Origin of the sequence: Mesorhizobium sp. M1365, from assembly GCF_040317865.1 — a bacterium.
Taxonomy (GTDB): Bacteria; Pseudomonadota; Alphaproteobacteria; order Rhizobiales; family Rhizobiaceae; genus Mesorhizobium.
Genome location: NZ_JAMYLG010000019.1, coordinates 34,175 through 52,540, shown reverse-complemented (window position 1 = coordinate 52,540; position 18,366 = coordinate 34,175). Strand labels below are relative to the sequence as shown.

Genomic DNA, 18,366 nt, shown 5'->3' with positions numbered 1-18,366 from the left:
CGCAATTGCCACATGGCAGCACGTTCTTAGAGCGGTTCCGGTTCTCTTAGAACCGGTAACTCGCTCTAACTATCTGTTTTGCCGCATTTATGCGGACGCCACATGACTCCATTTGGCGGCAGAATCCTCTAGCCGATACGCACGCGGCGCGTCACTTGGCCATTGCTTTCCCAGTATGTGTGTTTCTTGGCTATCAAGGGATCGTCCATCGCCGGTTGAATTTGTCCTGTGGTGCTGACCGCGCGCGAGGTCACGGTGTGTTCTCCAGGAGAGGGATTTGCCCAAGCCAGGGACCATATTTTCCAGGCGTGTTCGGCCTCCTCACTGTGGTCAATGGTCGCTGGTGTCCAAGGCCCTTGATCGATTTGCACTTCGACCCGGTCGATCGGCGCCCCCCAGGCTGCCCCAACGATGCGGTAATCTGAATCTTTCCGGGTAACCTTCGCAGGCGCGGACTTTATCAGCGCTCGCCCGACTGACGTCTCGGCCCATACGGTCTCGCCGTTGTGGTCCTCCTCCCGGATGGTGACATAGTCACGGGCCATCAGAAGGCTCATGAACCGCGTATCGCGAACCTCGATGCGCTTTAGCCACTTGACGTTGGCGATCCCGTACCAGCCTGGCGCAATGAGCCGTACCGGGAAGCCATTGGGCGCCGGCAAGGCGGCCCCGTTCATTTCATAGCAGAGGAGATTGTCGGGGTTCATCGCGTCGGCGAGCGACATGCTACGAGCGAAGTTCTGCTGCATCTTGACGTCGCGTATCGGGATCTCGCCTGTGTCGGTACCGAAAAAGACGACCTCGATGCCCTTCTCCAGAACGCCAGCTTCCTCAAGGATCGGGGCGAGCGGCGTCCCTGCCCAGCGAGCATTGCCGATGCCGCCGGTGAAAAAGGGAAACCCGTGGTTGCCCGAGCATTCCACTGTGAAAACGACCTCCTGCCGCGGTCGCGCCCTGATGTCGGCGAGCGTTAACTCGAGGGGCTTCTTGACCAGGCCTCCGATCTCCATCGACCATGTCTTCTCGTCGATCGTTGGTCGGTTGAAATGCGAGATGCTGAAGAACTTGTCGTTTGGCGTTATCCAGCTATCCAAATCCTCCCAGACAAGCTGCTTCTGGATACCCACCGGATCGGGATTTTCGGTCGGCTGATCCAGCCATCGAATAACTTCCTCGTTCGGCCGTGTTGGAAAAGCGTAAGCCCGGCGCGAGGTATAGAGAGCAGCAATTGCGGCAAGAGCCGCGCTTCCTTGAACAAGAAGTTCTCTGCGCTGAAAATCAGGCATGTTGTTTACCTCCCAGTTGATCCGGAACGGGCTGCAACGTGCCTTAGGCCGTAGCCTGATCACGGATAGGCGACACAATGTGAGGTCTGCCCACCCGGAAGTATCCGGGTAGGTCAGATAATCACCGACGCAAGTCAAGCATGTGAAGCGTTGCACGAAACGCCAGCTCGCGTTTCGCATGGTAAGAGTGCGCCTTTGAGAAGGAACTGTCCACAACTTGGACGGGACATGATGATGATTGCAGCATTCCATGCCGATTTCCGGTCCTGCCAAAATCGTTGCTGCTCTGATCGCTGCCGAACGCCCGCTTCTGGGTCATTTCCGGACCTTCGCGGGTTCTCGTCGAACCGGTGTTTCCTGCCGGCCCGTGGGTTGGCCGGGCGGCCGGCATCGCCCTGATTGCCTGGGGCACCGCAACGCTTTTGGTCTGACGACCAGGGCCGCCTCGAATGTCGCATTTGCAGGAGGAGGGCGGGCCCGGGCGGCACATCAGAACCAATCTGCATAACGAGGTGGCCAGCAAGCAGGCCGCCTGGCTCGGGCGCGGCAGATCATTCACACGTGAACCATTCGCCAACCGAGCGGGGACACCCTAATTGGTGGTGACTTGCGTCACCGCCACGCCGGTTATCCTGCCGTTCCCGGCTGTGTAGGTGAGCGTCTGCGTGACCGTGGTGTCCTTCTGGTCGGGAGACGAAGGAGGATAAGAGGCGGCGAAGCCGAAATGGCCGTAACGATCGGGCTTGGCGGCGCCAAATTTCGCGGCCACGTCGCTCAGCGGCGCTCCGACGCCGGGCGTATCGAGTTCAATTGCTGTCAGGCTGGCAGGTGCGCCGGCGCATCCTTCCGGCACCTTGCCTTCCGGGTTCGGCTGCAGGGCGACGGACAGGACACCGTGGTCGGAGCCGCCCATCTCGCCGGAGACGAACCAGAAGATCGACGGCGATCCGCCGGCGTCGGGGCCGGCATAGCAAAGCCAGTGGCGTGAATCTCCGGCGTCGCCTTCATCGTGCATCGCTCCGCCGAAGGCTTTTTCGACATCGGCAAGCGTGGTTTCCTCAAGCTTTATCTCCAGCGGCCCGGCCTTGACCTGCTTGAACAGCGGGCTGGCCACCGGCGAGTTGATATCGCCCAGGGATGGAATCGCCCGGTCCGGGTTGAGCGGCTTGGCCAGCGTCGTTGCATTGGTCACCAGTCCGGCAACGATGAGGGCGAAATATCCGGCGTTCTGTCCCATGCCGATCTCCTGTCGTTCGAAGTGAGGGCGGAAGGATTTGCGAGCGGGTGCTACCCTGTCTGGTTGATACCCAAACCGGTGCACGACGAACTGGTCCCAAGATAAATTCACAACGGCGCAGCCTTCAACGTCATTCCGGCGACTTGGCAACCAAAGTGTAATCGAGGCTCACAGTTCCTTCTCGGCCAGCTCGCGAAATGCGTCGGGAACCGACCGCTGTAGCCCGAGCGCGACCGAGGCGTAGCCCACCGCCTCCCAGCCGAAGCGGTCGCGGATCTTGTCGACGGCGCGGTCCGCGGTCCAGCGCGCCGCGCCCTTGCTGGTGCCGGGGCGGCGGCGGTCGTCGTCGAGCCCGAGCGGCAGTTCCAGTTGCAGGCCGGCATGCTGCTCCAGATGCGATACGGCGATCGCCAGCAGCGAGATTGTCTTTTCGTGCGGATGGTCGATGAGCACCTTGCGCACCAGCGCCTCGGCGATCTCGGCCAGCATGGCGGTTGCCGATATCGGCTGGTCGAGCGTGATCGAGCGCGTCACCGAGCGCAAATCGGCAAAGCGGACGCGAACCGTCACTGTACGGCCGGGCCGGGATTTCGCCCGCAATCTTGTGGCGACCCTGTCGGCCAGATGCAGCAAAGCCGGCACGAAGACCTGCTCCTCGGCCGGTTTTCGGCCAAGCGCCGACTGCGCACCCGCCGAGCGCGCCCGGCGCTGCGTCTCGAGCTTGCGCGGATCGCGGTTCCACGCCAGCGCGTTGAGTTTCTCTCCCGCCGCCGACCCGAGCAGGCGCTCAAGCGCCCCACCATTGGTCTTCGCCAGCTCGCCGATGGTGTTGACGCCGATGCCGGCCAGCCGCTGCCTGGTGACCGGGCCGACGCCCCACATCAGCTCGACCGGCAGGTGGTGCAGGAATTCCAGCTCGTGGCGCGGATCGACCACCACCAGCCCGTCCGGTTTTGCGACCTGTGAGGCGATCTTGGCCAGATGCTTGGTGCGGGCTACGCCGACCGAGATCGGCAGGCCGAGCTCGGCCCGCACGCGGCGGCGGATCTTGCCGGCGATCTCGGCCGGCGAGCCGAACAAATGGGTGCAGCCGGCGACGTCGGCAAAGGCCTCGTCGATCGAAATCCGCTCGACCACCGGCGTGAAATCGCCGAGCACCTTGATTGCCGCATCGCCCAGCCGCTGATAGTCCTTGAAATGGCCGCCGACGAAGACGAGTTGCGGGCAGAGTTCCCGCGCCCGCCGTCCCGGCATACCGCCGCGCACGCCGAACGCCTTGGCTTCATAGGATGCGGCCAGCACCACGCCGCCGCCGACGGCAATCGGCTTGCCGCGCAAGGCCGGGTCGAGCAACTGTTCGACCGAGGCATAGAAGGCATCCAGATCCGCGTGGAGGATGTTGGCTTCCATCCGGCCCGTTCGCCCGCGGCGGTTCGAACGCCGCATTGTCTCGAGTTGTGATGAGAACATAGAGAGAACATTTTGGGTGGATTGTCAAGCAGCGCGGAGGCGGCCGCAGATGACGAGCGCGCGGCAAATGTTCAGCCGCGCAGCCGATCGCGGGCCTGCATCAGCGCGAATCCCAACAGGTTCTCGCCGCGCCACAGCAGCGGGTTCACCGCCCTCTCGTCATCCGCCGCAAGGCCGATACCCCACACCCGGTCGACAGGGCTCGCCTCGACCAGCACCCGGTCATGCGTCGACAACAGATATTCGCGCAGCGCCGCGTTCTGACGGAACTTCTGAAAGCTCCCTTCAGTCACGATGCGATATTTGTCTGCATCCCATTTGGTGCCATCGAAGCCGCTCACCTGGCGGCCAAGCTGCTTTGCCTGCTTGGGGCTCGCCGCCCTGAGGATTTGTGTTGCCGTCGGAGCATCACCGAACAGTCGTGCCTTCTCGGCCATCATCCAGTGTTCGGCAGTCGGATAGCTCAGGCCATCGACGGTAAAAGGCGCATGCCACCACTGGCTGAAGCACGACGTGCTTATTCGGCCGTCCTTAGACGGCTGATGGCCCCAGAAGAACAGGAACTTCTGCCGGGGCTTTGCGCGAAAGGTTTTCTCAAGCCAGGTTCGGTCGTAAATCATGGGCGGATGGAGCAGGGCGAAAGGCCGGCTTGTCAATGCTCCATCCAGAGTGGGTAGCGAAGATGAGCGGTCGGCGCTGAATGCGATGAAATGCTGATCTACAGCGCCATCTTGTAGCCGAGATGACTGGCGGTGAAGCCGAGGCGCTCGTAAAAAGCGTGCGCCTCCCGTCGACCTTTGTCCGTGGTGAGCTGGACGAAGCTGCAATTGCGCGAACGGCAGGTTTCAATCGCCCATTCGATCATCAGCTTGCCGACGCCGCGCGAGCGCCATTGCCGGACGACGCGAACGCCTTCGATCTGGCCGCGCCAGTCGCCTTTTCTCGAAATGCCTGGAAGGAAGCTGAGCTGCAGCGTTCCGACCACTTGCCCGGCCCCGACGGCCACGGCCAGCAACTGGTTGGGATCGGTATCGATTGCGCTGAAGGCATCGAGATAGGATGGCGCCAGCGGCGTGGACGGGTCTTCCCGGTCTGCGCCGAGCACATCGTCCGCAAGCATTGCAACGATCGCCGGCAGGTCGGGCGCCTGCGCGCGACGGAATTCGATCTCGCTCATCGCGCGGAGACATACGGCGCGGTGTCGGCGATCGCAATATCCGTTTTGACTTGCAAGGGAGGCCCGCGCGCCTTCAGGTGGCCTCGAGCGCCCAGAGGCGGTGGCCGTAGCGGCGGAAGAAGCGGGCGAAGAGGCGCTGCTGCCTGGCGCGGGTGAGGTCGGCGGCGCGCCTTTCCTGTCGCCAGTGCGGCATGTTGCGGAACATCGACAGAAAGCGGGCGGCATCCTCGAGTGCCTCCTCGGCCGACTGTGCCGGGCGGATCGCCGCCAGGAACAGAGCGCGGCTCGGCTTCATCTGGTCAATCGCCGCCTTGCGGTGGCGATGACCCTGGCGTGCCTTGCGGATGCCGTCCTGGCGGATGGCCGCGAAAGCGGCAAGCATGGCCGGGCTGTCGCCGCTATAGCCGCAGGCATGGGCGAACTGGGCTGGGTCCATCGTCATTCCCTTGCTGCCGGCCGGCCGCGGTTCTGTTGCTCGCGCCGATTCCGGTCCTCACCACGTATAAGCATAACTCAAATAAGTGAACAAGTTAAACTTTCACGTTGATGTAAGCGGAACCGACTCGACTCCGCTCCAAAAACCGATAATGTTGCGAACAAAGCAGGAACAACGATGGGGATAACCATGGCATTGGCAGGCAAGGAAGCGACGATCGCCGATGTTGTCTCGATTGCCGTCGAATGCATCGACTGCGGCCGCAACAGGTGGTGGAAGCCGGCCGAGCTCAAGCGGCATGGGGTGATGCCGGAGACACCGCTGGCCGCACTTTCGGGGCGCCTGATCTGCAAGGCCTGCCGGGCCGACGGCCTGCCGGGCGCCGCCGTCTCGATCCAGGCCGCCTTCATCGACGACCGGCAACGGACCCGCGCCGAGGCGCGCCTGCTCAATGGTCGAGAGCTGCAGTCGAGGCGGGCTTGAGGGGGACGGGGACGGTGTTCTTCCTTCTCCCCTTGTGGGAGAAGGTGGCCGAGCGAAGCTCGGTCGCATGAGGGGTGTTGGACGGATCGCGGAGTTGAAGACGTAGGGATTTAGACTAGAATCATCCGAATATTTTTAAACGCCTCATTTCTTCCAACACCCCTCATCCGGCTCGACGCTGCGCGCCGATCCACCTTCTCCCCAAGGGGAGAAGGGCGCGCCGGCGCCTCCTCAATACCCCAGCAGTTCCTTGAGCGGGATGACGCGGAAGACGTTCTTGATGGCGTAGCGGTTGAAGGACAGCGTCTTGGGCGGGTTGTACTGTTCGACGATCAGCTCGGCGGCGGTGCGCTTGACCAGCTTCTTGATGAAGGCCTTGCCGTTTTGCTCGTTCTCCTCGGGCAGGGTCTCGATCACCACATGGTCGCCGGGCAACGCTTCGCGGCCGCCGCAATAGATCATCTCGCCGGGCTCGTAGCGCGGCACCATCGAATCGCTCAGCACGTGCAGCGCAAACACATTGCGCAGATGCCGGATCCCCGGCGGCCGCTGGACATAGCCGGCCGGCTGGCCGTTGAAGGTGAAGTCGCCATCGTCGCCGCCGACGGCGGTGCCGAGAAGCTGGATGTCCATCGGCCCGGCGGGCAGGGGGCCGGGATCGGTGACGATCTCGGCATCGGCGACCGGTCCGGCATCTTCGAGGAAAACGACCTCGCCCTTGCCGAGCGCCACCGGGTCGACGCGCAGGAAAGCGGCGGTCTTCAAAAGGTTCTCGGTCTTGGGCAGGTTGCGCCCGGTCTCCCAATTGCCGACGGCAGCGACGTCGGTGTCGTTGTGCTCGGCAATGTGACGCATCACCAGGCCGCGCTGCTTGCGCGCCCGGCGGATCGCCGCTCCGACCTTGATCGACAGTGCAGTTTTCGCCATGGCTCCATCTGAGGCATAAGATTCGGTTTCGTCTATGCAAGAATCGCTTGCATTACGATTTGAGTTATGCTCTTATGTAGGCATGCACAAGTCGCTTCGCCAGCTTTCGGTCCTTGAATCCGCCGTTCAGCGCGCCGGCAGCGCTCGCCTGGAGGCGGTAGCGCAACCGATCGCCGGGGCCATGCATGTGCCAACCCTTTCCCCTTCGTCGGGGCTGTCCTCCTCCCCGGCCGGGACGATGCCCGAGGCTCGCGCCTCGGATCCGGCAGCGCAAGCGGCCGGAACGGCCGGAGCCGTTCCCCTCCCGGCTCCGGCCACGAATTACCTGCCGGCCGGCAATGCGGAAGCCGCGGTTTCCTGCATCCGCACCGAAGACGGCACGGTCATCGCCTTCGACAAGCGGACGGGCAAGGCAGTGTCCGGCGCAACAAGGCAGGGCGGCCGAGATGAAGCTCGATCGCAGCAGACCATGCGAAGGCTGACCGGCTTTCGAGCCTGAGGCCGGCGAAGCCGGCGCCGCACACAACCATTTTTGCAGGGAATGAAACATCATGGCCGCCCGCTATTCCGCCTCGGAACTGGAACAAATCGAGAACTGGCTGACGAGCGGACTGTCGGCAGCGAAGATCGCCACCCGGTTGACCGCGCTGCGCGGCCGCCCGGCCTCGCGTGCAGCCATCATCGGCATCGTCCACCGCACCGCCCGTTTGCGCACCATCGGCCTTGCCAGATCCAAGGGCTGGTGTGGCGGACGCTCTGGCGGCCGGCTCGGAAATTCGGCGCCTGAGCCATCAAGCACTGCTGATCAAGCGGAGTCGGCTCCGAAGGCCGAGCCACGCTGCCGCCCGGCAAGGCTGTCGGCCAGGCTGGCGCCGCCGGCCTGGCAGCCGGGTCCGGCTCGGATCACCGGGACCGATGGCGCACCGCTCGAAATGCCGGCGCCGCGCCCGATCGCCGCCGGCGGCCGCCAGCCGCATTTCGCCGCCATGCGCTTCATCGATTGCCTGTTCGAGCGCTGCCGCGCGCCGCTCGACACGACGCCGCAGGAGGATGCGGAAAACGACGCCCCCGGCAGCCGGCCAGGTTTGGACATGCTGTGCTGCGGAATGCGCACGAACCCATCGAAAAGCTACTGCGCCTATCACGCTGCGCGCTTCCTGCGCACGCTGCCGGCCGAAGCGATTTGAGCCCGCTGCAATGAGGCTGGAAGTTCGCCAGCGCCCGACGACCAAAACCCAGGAGGACCGAGCCGATGAGCACCAAAACCGCCCAAAAGGCCAAAGCCAGGCCACCGAGATTGCCGAAAGGCGAGGCCGAGCAGGTGCGCATCCGCAAGGAGATCGGCCATGATTTCGCACTGAAGGACGACCGGTTCGGCCGCAAGCGGCTGGCGAAGGGGACGCAGGAGGGAGCGCGCCTCTATGAGGTCTCCAATGACGGCCACACAGCGACCGGCGGCATCGTGCGGGTGCGCAACGTCGACCCGCTGAGCGGCCTCACCTCGCTGTCGCGCCAGCAGCGCGAGGCGGGCATGCGCTACCGCCAGGATTTCCGCAACTCGTCCGAGGCAACCGCCAAGCCGATGGCCTGGGCCGAGCGCGTCGACGGCGGCCGCACCGGCAGCGGCGTCGCCGAACACATCCTGTCCGCCGGCCGCGACCATGCCGAAGCCACCAGGGCGCTTGCCCACTGGGAGATCGTCGGCATCGTGCAAAAGGTCTGCTGTGCCGACGCAACGGTCAAGAGCCTGGCCGAACAGGCCGGCGAGCCGCGCGACGTGGTGGTGAAACTACTCAAGATCGGGCTCGACATATTGGCCGTACATTACGGCATGATGCTGATGCGCAAGCCGAGATGAGGAGCCCCGCCGATCCGGCCGGCACTACCGGCCGGATCGATCCGTCAACGACGGCAGACACGGATTCTTTCGATAATCCGGTGGTGATGACGCCAGTGCCTGATGACTTCGGTGTGGCAGCGCCGGTGGTACCGGTACCGGTAGCGCGGCGCGTAGTCCTCGTTATAGACATCATAGCGGTAACGGGGAACGTACTCATCGTCGTAATCGGAATACCGATGGTGGCGATAGTAATAGTCGTCGTCGTCATAGCCGTTGCCGATGCCGATTGTGACGCTGCCGCCGGCATTCGCCGGGCCGATCACGGAAGCCGCCGATGCGATGGCGATCACCGAGGCAAGCAGGAGCTTCTTCATAGCTACCTCCTTCTTTAACGTCCCTCTAATAGAAAAACCCCCGAGGGGCAGCCTCGTTCCATAGATTGGCAAGATGTAACGAACGGACGAGCCCGAAGTTTAGCGCCTGCTGGCGCGAAAACGCCGCTGGCTGCGCCGGGGTCGGATCGTCGACGCAGCGTGGCCGCTCCTCTCATCAAACAGCGGCAATCGCGCGTCAGTCCCGTTTTTGGCGACGTCTGCCTACAGAACATGGCCCAGTTCCAGCAAAACGAACGCGGTCGCACCCAGCACAGCGAGGGCGTAGGCCGCATAAAGAACAAGCAGCATTACCTCAAAGTCCCGGACGAAGCTTGCGGCAATCCTGGTCTCCTTAGACTCTGCTTTCTCGATGCGGTCGGTTTCCAACTCCTCCGTTGCCATGACGAGGCAGACAATCCTGTCGTTGTCGGCCGCCTGCAATATCCGTTCCGTCAAATCGACTGCAATCACTGGATCATCGGCCAACTGATCCCGCGATAGCCGGCTTTCAGTGACGGTCTGGATTTCACGCTTTCTCACGCACGCATAATTGCGTTGACTAAATTAGGTTCCACTAAAATATATAGATTGCCTCGACCCGATCACGACGTGGTGAGGCGTGAGCCCAGCTGGGCGGGGAACCGCCGCCCGAGGTCCGCATTTGTCGACTGTCGGGGCGAATCGCGATCCGCATCCTCCGATCAAAGGGCGCGGGCTTCTTCATAGGCTGCTACGATGCGCCATTGCTGGTAGGTCGCAATGCCAAAGCAGCCAAACTCTCATATCGCGAACGCAGCGCCGACGTCTTCGGTGCTGACCGGTTATGACGAAGATCGCATGCTTACTTATATCCGGCTGCTCGACGCTTCGGCGGAAGGAACGGACTGGCGCGAGGTCGCCCGCATCGTCCTGCATCTTGATCCGGAGCGGGAGCCGGAGAGGGCTTTCCGGGCGTGGGCGACACATCTGGCGCGTGCACGATGGATGACCAGGAAGCGGAACGAGTTGCGCCAGTAGCATAAAGAGCGGTGCGGACGAGCACCCTGACATTTAAGCGGAACTGCCGTTTCGGTCTGGCCGTTGAGGGAGAAGGCCAACATGGAAAAGCGCCCAATGACTTCTTGGCGAGCCAATACTTTCGAGTTGTGCTGCCTTCTTGCAGTTCCGCTGTCGCTTCTCCTTACCGTTTTCCTGGCGGGTCTCATCCTTAGCTGACCCCCGCATGGTTGCTTGCCGAGGAGCCCGTGTCGGTCAACGCGGCACCAACGCCCGCCTGAAGGATTCCGGCGGGAAAGGCTGCAAGGATTACCGAGGCGAGCAGGAGCTTCTTCATAGCCACGTCCGTTTTAACGTCCCTCTAGCTAACAGAGACGGCTGAGAGGCGGCAGCATTCCGCGGGTGGTGCGATTTACGAGACTGAGGAAGCTGCATTGTGGTCGGGCGCGAATTACCGCAGATGTCGCCCCGGCCGTTCAACATGGTTTACTTTTCGACGCCGCGCTGCCTAACTGCCAAATGGGGGCAAGCGATGTCAACGAGTCGACAACAAGCTCTGGCATGATTGCGCGGAGCTAAAGAATGCCGGGTGCGCTACAGGAGAAGCAGCTCAATCCGATTGTTTTCGGACGGCCCGAGCTTAGCCTGATACAACCAATATCGAATGCTATCGCAGCCCTTCCCTCTACGCGCTACTATGGCAGCAAGCGGAAACTTCTCTCTTGGATATATGAGAATATCCGAGGTCTTGAGTTTCAGACGGTCCTTGACCTTTTTGGAGGGACGGCTTCAGTTTCGCTTCTTCTGAAAGCTATGCGCAAGACAGTCACTTACCACGACGGTTTTCGGTTTAATGAGGACGTGGGGCGGACACTGTTATCGAACATGCCTGCGCTAACGCGATTGGACCTGGTCAATTTCTTAGCTCGGGTCGTGCCGCGGCGTGGTTTAATTTCGGAACTGTTCGCCGGAATTTATTACACAGACGAGGAAAACGCTTGGCTGGACGGAATTGCTAACCAACTGAATGAAACTACACTTCCTGCGGCAGAGATATCTCTTCTGCGTTATCTTCTGTACCAAGCATGCCTAAAAAAACGTCCTTTTAATTTGTTTCACAGAGCAAATCTGCACTTGAGAACGAATCGCGAGATTAAACGGTCATTTGGGAATTTTGCGACTTGGGAGCGCAGCTTTGAGCATCACATGATCCAAGCATATGATGAACTTGCCATAAAACCTTCGTTTCACAAGGAGTGTACGATTTTGCCGTCGCGTAACGCGGAGGATATATCAAATGGCTACGATTTAGTATATATTGATCCACCGTATATCAGTCTTCAAGAGCGGTATAACCATGATGATTATTGGCGACGCTATCATTTCCTTGAGGGGTTGGCGCAATATGGAGAATGGGAAAAACTCTTAGATCCGATTTCTAACATCCGATTGCTTCAGCAGCCGCAGTGGATGATAGAGTGGTCACGTCGAAAGACTTTCTCCGACAGACTATACGCACTAATAAAAACGCACAAAAATTCTATAGTTGTTCTTTCTTACGTCACGAACGCCTTTCCGCTGGAGTCGGAAATAAAGCGCTTCTTCGAGGAAGAATTTTCAAACGTGACTTTGCACACAAGAGAGCATAGTCATGCGCTTAGTCGGTCACCAAGAAGAGAATTGCTCTTCATAGGACACCCGCGAACATGAACCTTGAAACAGGTAAGCTTGCTGTACCGCAGTGGCTCGTTTTGATCTTGACAATGCTAGCGTTGGTCATCGCGGCTGGCGTTTTCTATTATTATCTCGATCCTAGCAATGTGAAGCTGGTCGGCTTGGCTGGCGGTATCGTCACGGGCCTAATTGTCTTCATTCTGACCTTTGTGACGTCGATCCGCCCGCTGCAAAAACTCGATCGATATGAGAAGATGGGAGTAAGAGGCGTTCTCGCCAATCGACACGACAAGGTCTACTACGCCGATCTGGTCGGGGGCGCGGAAAAGATCGTTCGTGTCATGGGCGCTTCCTGTACACGCTTCGTCGACGATTTCCTTGACATGCGTAACGAGGATAAAGTCCTGGTGGACGCCCTTCGGAAGCATCGGCGTCTGAATGTTCAACTTCTCGTACCGGAACAACGTCATATGGCCGGAGATGCCAAAACCCGTACGCATGCTTTGGACAAGAAGCTGGACGAACTAAGGACTGAATTTGGCGACCGGGTAGCATTGCGCCGATTTCCGCACCGGGCGCAACATAGTTTTGTCATCGCTGACGATGACCTGATTGCTGGACCGATTTTTGAGGGAGACCTCAGCAAATATGCACCTGCGGTGCATGTTGTGATGTCGACAAGGTTTGCCCAAAAGTATGATGAACATTTCGAGGGGGTCTGGAAATCTTGTGCCCCAAAATCCTGATCTCAGGATAGAAGTCAGCCCTCGAATCCACCTCGGCCTGATCTCAATGCACGATGGCGCTGTTCGCAAGAACGGCGGGATCGGTTTCTCCGTCGCTGGACCTGCGGCGACGATCGAGCTTAAAGCAGCAGATCAGTTACGTGTTCGAGACAATCGTAGTCACCCCTTCAATCGAGCAGAGATCGATCAGGTGCTGGCGGCGATGGGGCATCTCCTGTCATCAGAACAACTTGCCACGACCGCCGATGTCCTCATTGCGGGTGCGTTTCGCACCCATGTCGGAATGGGTTCAGGAACAGCTATTCGATTGGCTATTACAGAGGGATTGCATCTTCTCGATGAACGGGCCCCTTCAAGGCAGCAACTAGTCGAGCGATCGGGGAGAGGAGGTACGTCCGGTATCGGTGTGAGTACTTATTTTTCCGGGGGGATGGTCCTCGATCTCGGCGCTGTGAATGACGGCTCCCCTTTCGTCCCCTCCTCGCGAATAAGTGCGGGACGAAGTCCGACGACACTCCCTTGTCTCGAAATGCCTAAGTGGCCGCTTTGCCTCTGTGTTCCCGAGTCGATCCCCTCCAAGACGCAAGAGGAGGAGGCTGAGTTCTTTGCACGGACGGCTCCGCTCACCGCCGCTGCATCATATCGCGCCAGCTATGAGGCACTTTTCCATGCCTACGCATCGGTCGCAGAGGCCAATTATCGGGGCTTTTGCAGCGCGGTCGAAGCCATGCAAGAAACCGATTGGAAAGCTTGCGAATGGCGGGAGTACGGCGAGCCGCTACAGGCGCTAAGGCGAAGCCTTAGACGACTTGGGGTCGATTGCGTCGGAATGTCCAGTCTCGGTCCAATGCTTTTCTGCTTTGGGAGCCCGGCAGTCTTGAACACAATCGTGCGCGAGCAAAAATCGCTGGACTGTCATACGTTTCAAACCATGCCGAACAATTGCGGCCGGATGATATCTCGGATGTTGCCATGCGGGAGCTGACCTTCTTCACATCTAACGCCACTAAATTGGCGCATGCCCGCTATATCGTGGAGGGCCATCCGATTAGAATAAAAGGCTTTCGGCAGCGCACTTATCATGCTGACTATGATGAACCCCGATTATCCTCGCGAGAAGAGCTTCTTGAGGCAAGCTATCAAAGTGCACTTCGGCAATGTGAAAAGGCCGGAATCGCCGTAGACAGTCACCCCTTTGTGCTAGAGGACACCTCGGTCAAGATCGATGCTTTGAGCGTCGATGGACAGGAATCACCGGGTCTCGATATCAAATATTGGATGAAAAACCAAACATTTAGCGCGCTTGACGCGTCTCTCAAGGCCCGCGGTAACTTGCGGTCAGCGTCAGTCCGGTCCGACGTGCTGTTGCACGTCCCTAACAACTTGAAGGCTTCCTGGGAGGTCGAAAACAACTACCTGGTTTTTGTAGGAAAGCAACTCGGAAAAGTCGTTGATGCTGAAATCAACTTCGAATCGGATTTAGTTTATCCCTGGCTCGACAATCAGACATTCAACAAGTGGTTCCAGCCTTCTGGCGTCAGCCTTCCCTTTGGTGCCTTGGCAATAGCCGCAGCAGATCCTGTCGATTTTCGGCGGAAGTCGTTTGAGAAATTGATAAAATTTTTGGAAGAGCGGCGTTATCTTACCATCGATGCTCGACAGCTAGAGTTCGAATTCGATAGCAAGCCAAGCTTCATCCTGAGCGGTTACACGTGCGCTGGGAAGACTGCCGCCAGTCAATATCTCGCGAGAAAGTTCGGATACTTGCACGTTGAGGCAAGTGATTTCATGTACCTGAGCTACTACTACCGCCACGGATACACCGGCGCTATCTCGATCGGGGATTTTGCCGAACGTGCGCTCAGTCAGAAACCGAACATCGCGGCCGAGAAGGTGGCGGAGCACGTCGCAGAGAATCTCTCATCTCCCGTGGTGGTCTCGGGCTTTCGCGCACCCGAAGAGATCAAATTCCTCCGAGACGTTCTGGCTGCACGCGGCAAAGCATTCCGTACAGTCTTCGTCAGCGCCGACCAAGAAATTCGATTCAAGCGGCTTCAGGCGCGAATGCGACCGGGCGATGATATAACAATCGACGAATTTCGGCGTCGTGATAAGCAACAAGAGCGAATGGGACTGGAACAAATCCGTAGTTTGCCCGCCATAGCCTATCTTCCAAACTCCGACAGCCTTGAAAAGTATTTTAAGGATGTTGACTTAATGATTGGTTCAGTTATCGAAGATGATATAGAGATATTGACCGCCATCGCGAGCTTGGCGTCGCTACGTGAGATAAAGTTGGAAGACGCCATACTGATTGCGTTGCTAAGCGCATGGAGCGAAGAGGAGACGCGCCCATTCTTTTCGACTACACGGATCGCACTTATGATAAAGGGTGTTTTCAAGGGCATAGTCCCAAAACATAAAGATAACGTAAGCCGTTACTTCAATCAGGATTTTTATGCTTACTATGAGATTTCTAGCGGCGATGGTGTTGCCGCACGCAGATATCGGCTGTCGAATACCGGTTACGGCATGGCCGTGCGTGCCTTGAGACTTCTGAGACGAGATCAACGGCTGTAATCATGCAAACGCCGATCTGGGCGTTTGTGAAGACAGTGACTGACCCATATAGCAGATGGCCTACGCTCCCTACCTTGCCGCCATCACATCCGAAAACAGCGCCCGCTCCACCGCCGGTTCCAGCGTTTCGGCGAATGGCGTCGCCAGGTGGTGGCGGTCGCGGAAGGCTAGTTTGCCGTCGATGAAGACGTGGCAGGTGGTCTGGTCGCAAAAGCGGTCGGTCATGTCGATGTAAGCAGCGTTCGGTGTCGAGCGCACGATATCGCGCTCGATGGTGGCGATGTCGTCGTTTGCCGCCATGATCCGCGGCGTGTCGCATGTCGCGGGCGTCTGGCCTCGCCACAGCGCCCGCGCCACGCATTTGTCGGCGTAGCTTGCATTGTAGGGAACGTCCCTGATGACCGCGACATTGATGCCGGCCTGGCTGAAGGCCTGAAGCGTCCAGGTGAGGCCCGTCCGCCACTGCGCTTGCCAATCGGCGTGCCTCAACTCCTCGGGCGATTCTTTCATCACATTGCCGATCGAGAACTCCGAGATCACCACCAGTTGCGGGTGGAGCGCGATGATGTCCTTGACCGACTGCTCGCGCCATTGGTCGCATTCGGTGTAGTCGCGCTTCAGCCGCCAGTTCCAGGTCGTCACCCGCGAAGCCCGGCAGGAGGATTTGAGAAAGGTGACGACGCGAAAATTGTTCTTCTCGGCCGCCTTGATCAGCGGCGTCGACCAATGGTCGGCATGCGAGTCGCCGAACAGCACGACCGAGCGCTGGGCATCCTTGCGGCCGAACATGCAGGGTTTTGGCTTGACGGTCTCGAAATCGAGCACGCAGCCGCCATTGCTCGCGCGCACAGTAGAGAGCTGCGCGGCGCTGTCGGCGATGACGTGCTGTTCGGGGCTGAGATTGTGCTCGGCAAAGCGCGCATTGCCATAGGCCGCGACCACGCCGGCGCCGGTCAGCGCGACGGCGGGCACCAGCGCCCGCGCTGCTCCGGCCATCAGCCAGCCGTTGCGGCGGATCGGGTTCTCGATGAAATGATAGGTGAACATCGACAGAAGCAGCGTCAGCGCCGCGCAGGCAAGGCGGTCCAGGATGGACAGGCTGGGAACCACCATCGCCGCATAGACGATGACCGGCCAGTGCCAGAGATAGAGCGAATAGGACAGCCGGCCCAACCATTGCATGGGCGGCAGCGCCAGCAGGGCGCTCGGCAGATTGCGGCCGCCGCTGCCGCTGAGCAGCAGCAGCACGGTGCCGACAACAGGCGCCAGCGCATTCACCCCGGGAAACGGCGAGTCTTCGTCCAGCATCAGATAGGCCCAGGCGATCAGCGCCAGACCGAGGCATGCCTGGAGCGTGGCCAACAGCGGCCGGTCGCGCCAGATCTTTGCCGGCGCCATGGTCGCGAGGCCGCCGGCGGCGAATTCCCAGGCCCTGAGCGGCGAGAAATAGAAGGCCCAGGGCTGCGACACTTCCGTCAGCCAGGCGCAGGCCGCGAAGGAGGCCGCGCCGGCGACGCCGATGACGATTATAGCGGCGCGCTTGCCGGGACGCAGCCAGGCGGCGGCAAGAAGCAGCGCCGGCCATGCCAAATAGAACTGTTCCTCGACCGAGAGCGACCAGAAGTGGATGAACGGGTTGTTGGTGGCGTCGGCGGCGAAATAGTCGAACGACCAGCGGATCAGCCAAAGGTTGATCATGTAGGCGGAGGCGAACATGGCGCCTTTCGAATAAAGCGCCTGTTCCTCCGGCGACAGGATGAAGTAACCCGCGAACAGCGTGGCGAGGATGACGAACAGTGCCGCCGGCAACAGGCGCCGGGCGCGCCGGGCGTAGAAGCGCCAGAGGTTCAGCCGCCCGGTCTCGGTAATTTCCGTAACCAGGTGGCGGGTGATCAGATAGCCGGAGATGACGAAGAAGATGTCGACGCCGGCAAAGCCGCCGGGCAGGCCGGACAGACCAAAATGGAAGGCGATGACACCCGCCACCGCCAGCGCGCGCAGCCCTTCGATGTCAGGCCGAAATGATGCCGACACAATCACCTCATGCAAGGAATGCCCACCTCGCAGAGGCTCGACCCGATGCGACGATATTGCAATGCAACAAATCTAACGCAGTGCAACATAGGGGGAGGGCGCGGCTCCTCCAGTTCCTCGCGTGGGCGGTTCACTCACACGAGCGATTCGAGAGCCACTGATATGGAAGCGAAGCGAAGGGTGCCGAGGCGATCACGCCTTTTTCAAAAACTCGGTCTTCAGCACCAGGCCCTTCACCTGCCTGGTGCTGCATTCGATCTCGCCGGGATTGCCGGTGAGGCGAATATTCTTCACCAGCGTGCCGCGCTTGATCGTCTCCGACGTGCCTTTGACCTTGAGATCCTTGATCAGGGTCACGGAGTCGCCCTCGTGCAGCGCCGTGCCATTGCTGTCTCTTATGATCGCGTCGGTCATGGCAGGTCTTTCGTGGGACTCCGGTGGGAGGTGGTCGGGCCAGTCCCCGGCCTATCCCACGCTCGGCGACAAGGTCAAGCGTCAAGCGGGGTCAAGCGTCAAGCGGGCCGCCCGCCAATACTATGCGGGAACGGCCGACCGGAAAACCCGAGGTTGCAAGCAGACGGTGCCCCTGGACCATAATGTCATTGCCGCTCCGGCCGGCGTCGCGATTTCAAATGGCTAGGCACCCGCCGGTATGAGTGCGGACTGGAAGGTCGCGAAAGGGCCGCCCGCCCTTTCGCTTGGCCCCCATTTCGCTTGGCAAGAAGCCGACGGTTACTTGTTGAGCTGCTTGGCCATCTTGCAGAAGTCGGCATGCATCTTGGCAATGCCTGCGTCGCTGCATTCCTTCAACATCATGGCCCGGTCGCTCGTGGACATGGCCATCCATGCCGCCTTGAATTCGGCTTCCGACTTCATGGTCTTCATGCCGGCGTCGGTGAAGAAGGGCGTCATTTTCTGCGGATCGTCGAGCGCCGAAGTGCCAGTGGCACCGGCGGCAAGCGCTGCGCCGGTCATCATCGAAAGGGCCATCGCGCCCATGCAAAGCGTCTTGAAGTTCATGATCATTCCTCCTGAGCTGCTGCTTTGAGGTTGTCCATCAGCGATCTACGAAGGAACGGTGTTTTGACCCAAAAGTTCCACGTTCT

General features: G+C 60.0%; 22 protein-coding genes. 9 read left to right on the top strand and 13 right to left on the bottom strand.

What is annotated here, in order from left to right; all coding sequences use genetic code 11:
• Positions 1–128 precede the first annotated feature (128 nt).
• The 6 genes from NKH04_RS20295 to NKH04_RS20270 form a co-directional block, all read right to left on the bottom strand.
• The gene (locus NKH04_RS20295) at positions 129–1,286 is read right to left on the bottom strand and encodes a sulfite oxidase (RefSeq protein WP_352472151.1); all 1,158 of its coding nucleotides are present in this window, start codon (positions 1,284–1,286) and stop codon (positions 129–131) included.
• Positions 1,287–1,878: 592 nt separating this feature from the next.
• A complete protein-coding gene (locus NKH04_RS20290) occupies positions 1,879–2,523 on the bottom strand; it encodes a hypothetical protein (RefSeq protein WP_352770568.1) in 645 nt (214 codons plus the stop codon).
• Between the two features lie 168 nt (positions 2,524–2,691).
• Entirely contained in the window at positions 2,692–3,933 is a 1,242-nt protein-coding gene (gene dinB, locus NKH04_RS20285; protein ID WP_352969798.1) for a DNA polymerase IV, read from the bottom strand.
• A gap of 131 nt (positions 3,934–4,064) precedes the next feature.
• Entirely contained in the window at positions 4,065–4,613 is a 549-nt protein-coding gene (gene ybiA, locus NKH04_RS20280; protein WP_352834135.1) for a riboflavin biosynthesis intermediates N-glycosidase, read from the bottom strand.
• A gap of 98 nt (positions 4,614–4,711) precedes the next feature.
• On the bottom strand, positions 4,712–5,170 hold the full coding sequence (locus tag NKH04_RS20275; protein ID WP_352920238.1) for a GNAT family N-acetyltransferase: 459 nt from the start codon (positions 5,168–5,170) through the stop codon (positions 4,712–4,714).
• 73 nt (positions 5,171–5,243) lie between these two features.
• On the bottom strand, positions 5,244–5,612 hold the full coding sequence (locus tag NKH04_RS20270; protein ID WP_352920236.1) for a hypothetical protein: 369 nt from the start codon (positions 5,610–5,612) through the stop codon (positions 5,244–5,246).
• Positions 5,613–5,783: 171 nt separating this feature from the next.
• Between NKH04_RS20270 and NKH04_RS20265 the strand changes: the two genes are divergently transcribed.
• The gene (locus NKH04_RS20265; protein WP_352501226.1) at positions 5,784–6,089 is read left to right on the top strand and encodes a hypothetical protein; all 306 of its coding nucleotides are present in this window, start codon (positions 5,784–5,786) and stop codon (positions 6,087–6,089) included.
• A 231-nt stretch (positions 6,090–6,320) separates the two neighbouring features.
• Here the strand turns inward: NKH04_RS20265 and NKH04_RS20260 are convergent, their stop codons facing one another.
• Positions 6,321–7,016, bottom strand: coding sequence for an XRE family transcriptional regulator (locus NKH04_RS20260; RefSeq protein WP_352457320.1), 696 nt, complete (start codon positions 7,014–7,016; stop codon positions 6,321–6,323).
• A gap of 82 nt (positions 7,017–7,098) precedes the next feature.
• Between NKH04_RS20260 and NKH04_RS20255 the strand changes: the two genes are divergently transcribed.
• From NKH04_RS20255 to NKH04_RS20245, 3 genes are all read left to right on the top strand, one after another.
• Complete coding sequence (locus tag NKH04_RS20255) at positions 7,099–7,515, top strand: hypothetical protein (RefSeq protein WP_353044825.1); 417 nt, start codon at positions 7,099–7,101, stop codon at positions 7,513–7,515.
• Between the two features lie 52 nt (positions 7,516–7,567).
• Positions 7,568–8,203 (top strand): high mobility group family protein, encoded by a 636-nt coding sequence (locus NKH04_RS20250; RefSeq protein WP_352685142.1) that lies wholly within the window; start codon positions 7,568–7,570, stop codon positions 8,201–8,203.
• A gap of 65 nt (positions 8,204–8,268) precedes the next feature.
• Positions 8,269–8,874 carry a DUF6456 domain-containing protein gene (locus tag NKH04_RS20245; RefSeq protein ID WP_352920231.1) on the top strand — a complete coding sequence of 202 codons (606 nt, stop codon included), beginning with the start codon at positions 8,269–8,271 and terminating at the stop codon, positions 8,872–8,874.
• Positions 8,875–8,918: 44 nt separating this feature from the next.
• Here the strand turns inward: NKH04_RS20245 and NKH04_RS20240 are convergent, their stop codons facing one another.
• Complete coding sequence (locus tag NKH04_RS20240; RefSeq protein ID WP_352467934.1) at positions 8,919–9,230, bottom strand: hypothetical protein; 312 nt, start codon at positions 9,228–9,230, stop codon at positions 8,919–8,921.
• Positions 9,231–9,452: 222 nt separating this feature from the next.
• A complete protein-coding gene (locus NKH04_RS20235; RefSeq protein ID WP_352920228.1) occupies positions 9,453–9,770 on the bottom strand; it encodes a hypothetical protein in 318 nt (105 codons plus the stop codon).
• 219 nt (positions 9,771–9,989) lie between these two features.
• Between NKH04_RS20235 and NKH04_RS20230 the strand changes: the two genes are divergently transcribed.
• Entirely contained in the window at positions 9,990–10,247 is a 258-nt protein-coding gene (locus NKH04_RS20230) for a hypothetical protein (RefSeq protein ID WP_352774435.1), read from the top strand.
• Between the two features lie 190 nt (positions 10,248–10,437).
• Here NKH04_RS20230 and NKH04_RS20225 read toward each other — a convergent pair whose 3' ends face one another.
• The gene (locus NKH04_RS20225; RefSeq protein WP_352920225.1) at positions 10,438–10,563 is read right to left on the bottom strand and encodes a hypothetical protein; all 126 of its coding nucleotides are present in this window, start codon (positions 10,561–10,563) and stop codon (positions 10,438–10,440) included.
• Positions 10,564–10,808: 245 nt separating this feature from the next.
• On the opposite strand from NKH04_RS20225, the gene NKH04_RS20220 reads away from it, so the two are divergent.
• The 4 genes from NKH04_RS20220 to NKH04_RS20205 are packed head-to-tail and all read left to right on the top strand — an operon-like array spanning position 10,809 to position 15,226.
• Complete coding sequence (locus NKH04_RS20220) at positions 10,809–11,936, top strand: DNA adenine methylase (RefSeq protein WP_352969803.1); 1,128 nt, start codon at positions 10,809–10,811, stop codon at positions 11,934–11,936.
• The gene (locus NKH04_RS20215) at positions 11,933–12,646 is read left to right on the top strand and encodes a hypothetical protein (protein WP_352920219.1); all 714 of its coding nucleotides are present in this window, start codon (positions 11,933–11,935) and stop codon (positions 12,644–12,646) included. The genes NKH04_RS20220 and NKH04_RS20215 overlap by 4 nt, the downstream gene beginning before the upstream one ends.
• Positions 12,597–13,631 carry a beta-ribofuranosylaminobenzene 5'-phosphate synthase family protein gene (locus tag NKH04_RS20210; protein WP_352920216.1) on the top strand — a complete coding sequence of 345 codons (1,035 nt, stop codon included), beginning with the start codon at positions 12,597–12,599 and terminating at the stop codon, positions 13,629–13,631. The genes NKH04_RS20215 and NKH04_RS20210 overlap by 50 nt, the downstream gene beginning before the upstream one ends.
• Entirely contained in the window at positions 13,619–15,226 is a 1,608-nt protein-coding gene (locus NKH04_RS20205; protein WP_352920213.1) for a non-canonical purine NTP pyrophosphatase, read from the top strand. Before NKH04_RS20210 ends, NKH04_RS20205 begins: the two co-directional genes overlap by 13 nt.
• A gap of 69 nt (positions 15,227–15,295) precedes the next feature.
• Here the strand turns inward: NKH04_RS20205 and NKH04_RS20200 are convergent, their stop codons facing one another.
• The 3 genes from NKH04_RS20200 to NKH04_RS20190 form a co-directional block, all read right to left on the bottom strand.
• Complete coding sequence (locus tag NKH04_RS20200; protein ID WP_353044824.1) at positions 15,296–17,260, bottom strand: acyltransferase family protein; 1,965 nt, start codon at positions 17,258–17,260, stop codon at positions 15,296–15,298.
• A gap of 192 nt (positions 17,261–17,452) precedes the next feature.
• Complete coding sequence (locus NKH04_RS20195; protein WP_023675660.1) at positions 17,453–17,674, bottom strand: alkylphosphonate utilization protein; 222 nt, start codon at positions 17,672–17,674, stop codon at positions 17,453–17,455.
• A gap of 318 nt (positions 17,675–17,992) precedes the next feature.
• Positions 17,993–18,280: a hypothetical protein gene (locus tag NKH04_RS20190; protein WP_352501220.1), complete on the bottom strand. Its 288-nt coding sequence runs from the start codon at positions 18,278–18,280 to the stop codon at positions 17,993–17,995.
• Between the last annotated feature and the right edge of the window lie 86 nt (positions 18,281–18,366).

Excerpts from the sequence above, each read along its gene's own strand:
- NKH04_RS20295 (WP_352472151.1), bottom strand. The coding sequence starts at position 1,286 with ATGCCTGATTTTCAGCGCAGAGAACTTCTTGTTCAAGGAAGCGCGGCT.
- NKH04_RS20290 (WP_352770568.1), bottom strand. The coding sequence starts at position 2,523 with ATGGGACAGAACGCCGGATATTTCGCCCTCATCGTTGCCGGACTGGTG.
- dinB (WP_352969798.1), bottom strand. The coding sequence starts at position 3,933 with ATGGAAGCCAACATCCTCCACGCGGATCTGGATGCCTTCTATGCCTCG.
- ybiA (WP_352834135.1), bottom strand. The coding sequence starts at position 4,613 with ATGATTTACGACCGAACCTGGCTTGAGAAAACCTTTCGCGCAAAGCCC.
- NKH04_RS20275 (WP_352920238.1), bottom strand. The coding sequence starts at position 5,170 with ATGAGCGAGATCGAATTCCGTCGCGCGCAGGCGCCCGACCTGCCGGCG.
- NKH04_RS20270 (WP_352920236.1), bottom strand. The coding sequence starts at position 5,612 with ATGACGATGGACCCAGCCCAGTTCGCCCATGCCTGCGGCTATAGCGGC.
- NKH04_RS20265 (WP_352501226.1), top strand. The coding sequence starts at position 5,784 with ATGGGGATAACCATGGCATTGGCAGGCAAGGAAGCGACGATCGCCGAT.
- NKH04_RS20260 (WP_352457320.1), bottom strand. The coding sequence starts at position 7,016 with ATGGCGAAAACTGCACTGTCGATCAAGGTCGGAGCGGCGATCCGCCGG.
- NKH04_RS20255 (WP_353044825.1), top strand. The coding sequence starts at position 7,099 with ATGCACAAGTCGCTTCGCCAGCTTTCGGTCCTTGAATCCGCCGTTCAG.
- NKH04_RS20250 (WP_352685142.1), top strand. The coding sequence starts at position 7,568 with ATGGCCGCCCGCTATTCCGCCTCGGAACTGGAACAAATCGAGAACTGG.
- NKH04_RS20245 (WP_352920231.1), top strand. The coding sequence starts at position 8,269 with ATGAGCACCAAAACCGCCCAAAAGGCCAAAGCCAGGCCACCGAGATTG.
- NKH04_RS20240 (WP_352467934.1), bottom strand. The coding sequence starts at position 9,230 with ATGAAGAAGCTCCTGCTTGCCTCGGTGATCGCCATCGCATCGGCGGCT.
- NKH04_RS20230 (WP_352774435.1), top strand. The coding sequence starts at position 9,990 with ATGCCAAAGCAGCCAAACTCTCATATCGCGAACGCAGCGCCGACGTCT.
- NKH04_RS20225 (WP_352920225.1), bottom strand. The coding sequence starts at position 10,563 with ATGAAGAAGCTCCTGCTCGCCTCGGTAATCCTTGCAGCCTTTCCCGCC.
- NKH04_RS20220 (WP_352969803.1), top strand. The coding sequence starts at position 10,809 with ATGCCGGGTGCGCTACAGGAGAAGCAGCTCAATCCGATTGTTTTCGGA.
- NKH04_RS20215 (WP_352920219.1), top strand. The coding sequence starts at position 11,933 with ATGAACCTTGAAACAGGTAAGCTTGCTGTACCGCAGTGGCTCGTTTTG.
- NKH04_RS20210 (WP_352920216.1), top strand. The coding sequence starts at position 12,597 with ATGATGAACATTTCGAGGGGGTCTGGAAATCTTGTGCCCCAAAATCCT.
- NKH04_RS20205 (WP_352920213.1), top strand. The coding sequence starts at position 13,619 with ATGCGGGAGCTGACCTTCTTCACATCTAACGCCACTAAATTGGCGCAT.
- NKH04_RS20195 (WP_023675660.1), bottom strand. The coding sequence starts at position 17,674 with ATGACCGACGCGATCATAAGAGACAGCAATGGCACGGCGCTGCACGAG.
- NKH04_RS20190 (WP_352501220.1), bottom strand. The coding sequence starts at position 18,280 with ATGAACTTCAAGACGCTTTGCATGGGCGCGATGGCCCTTTCGATGATG.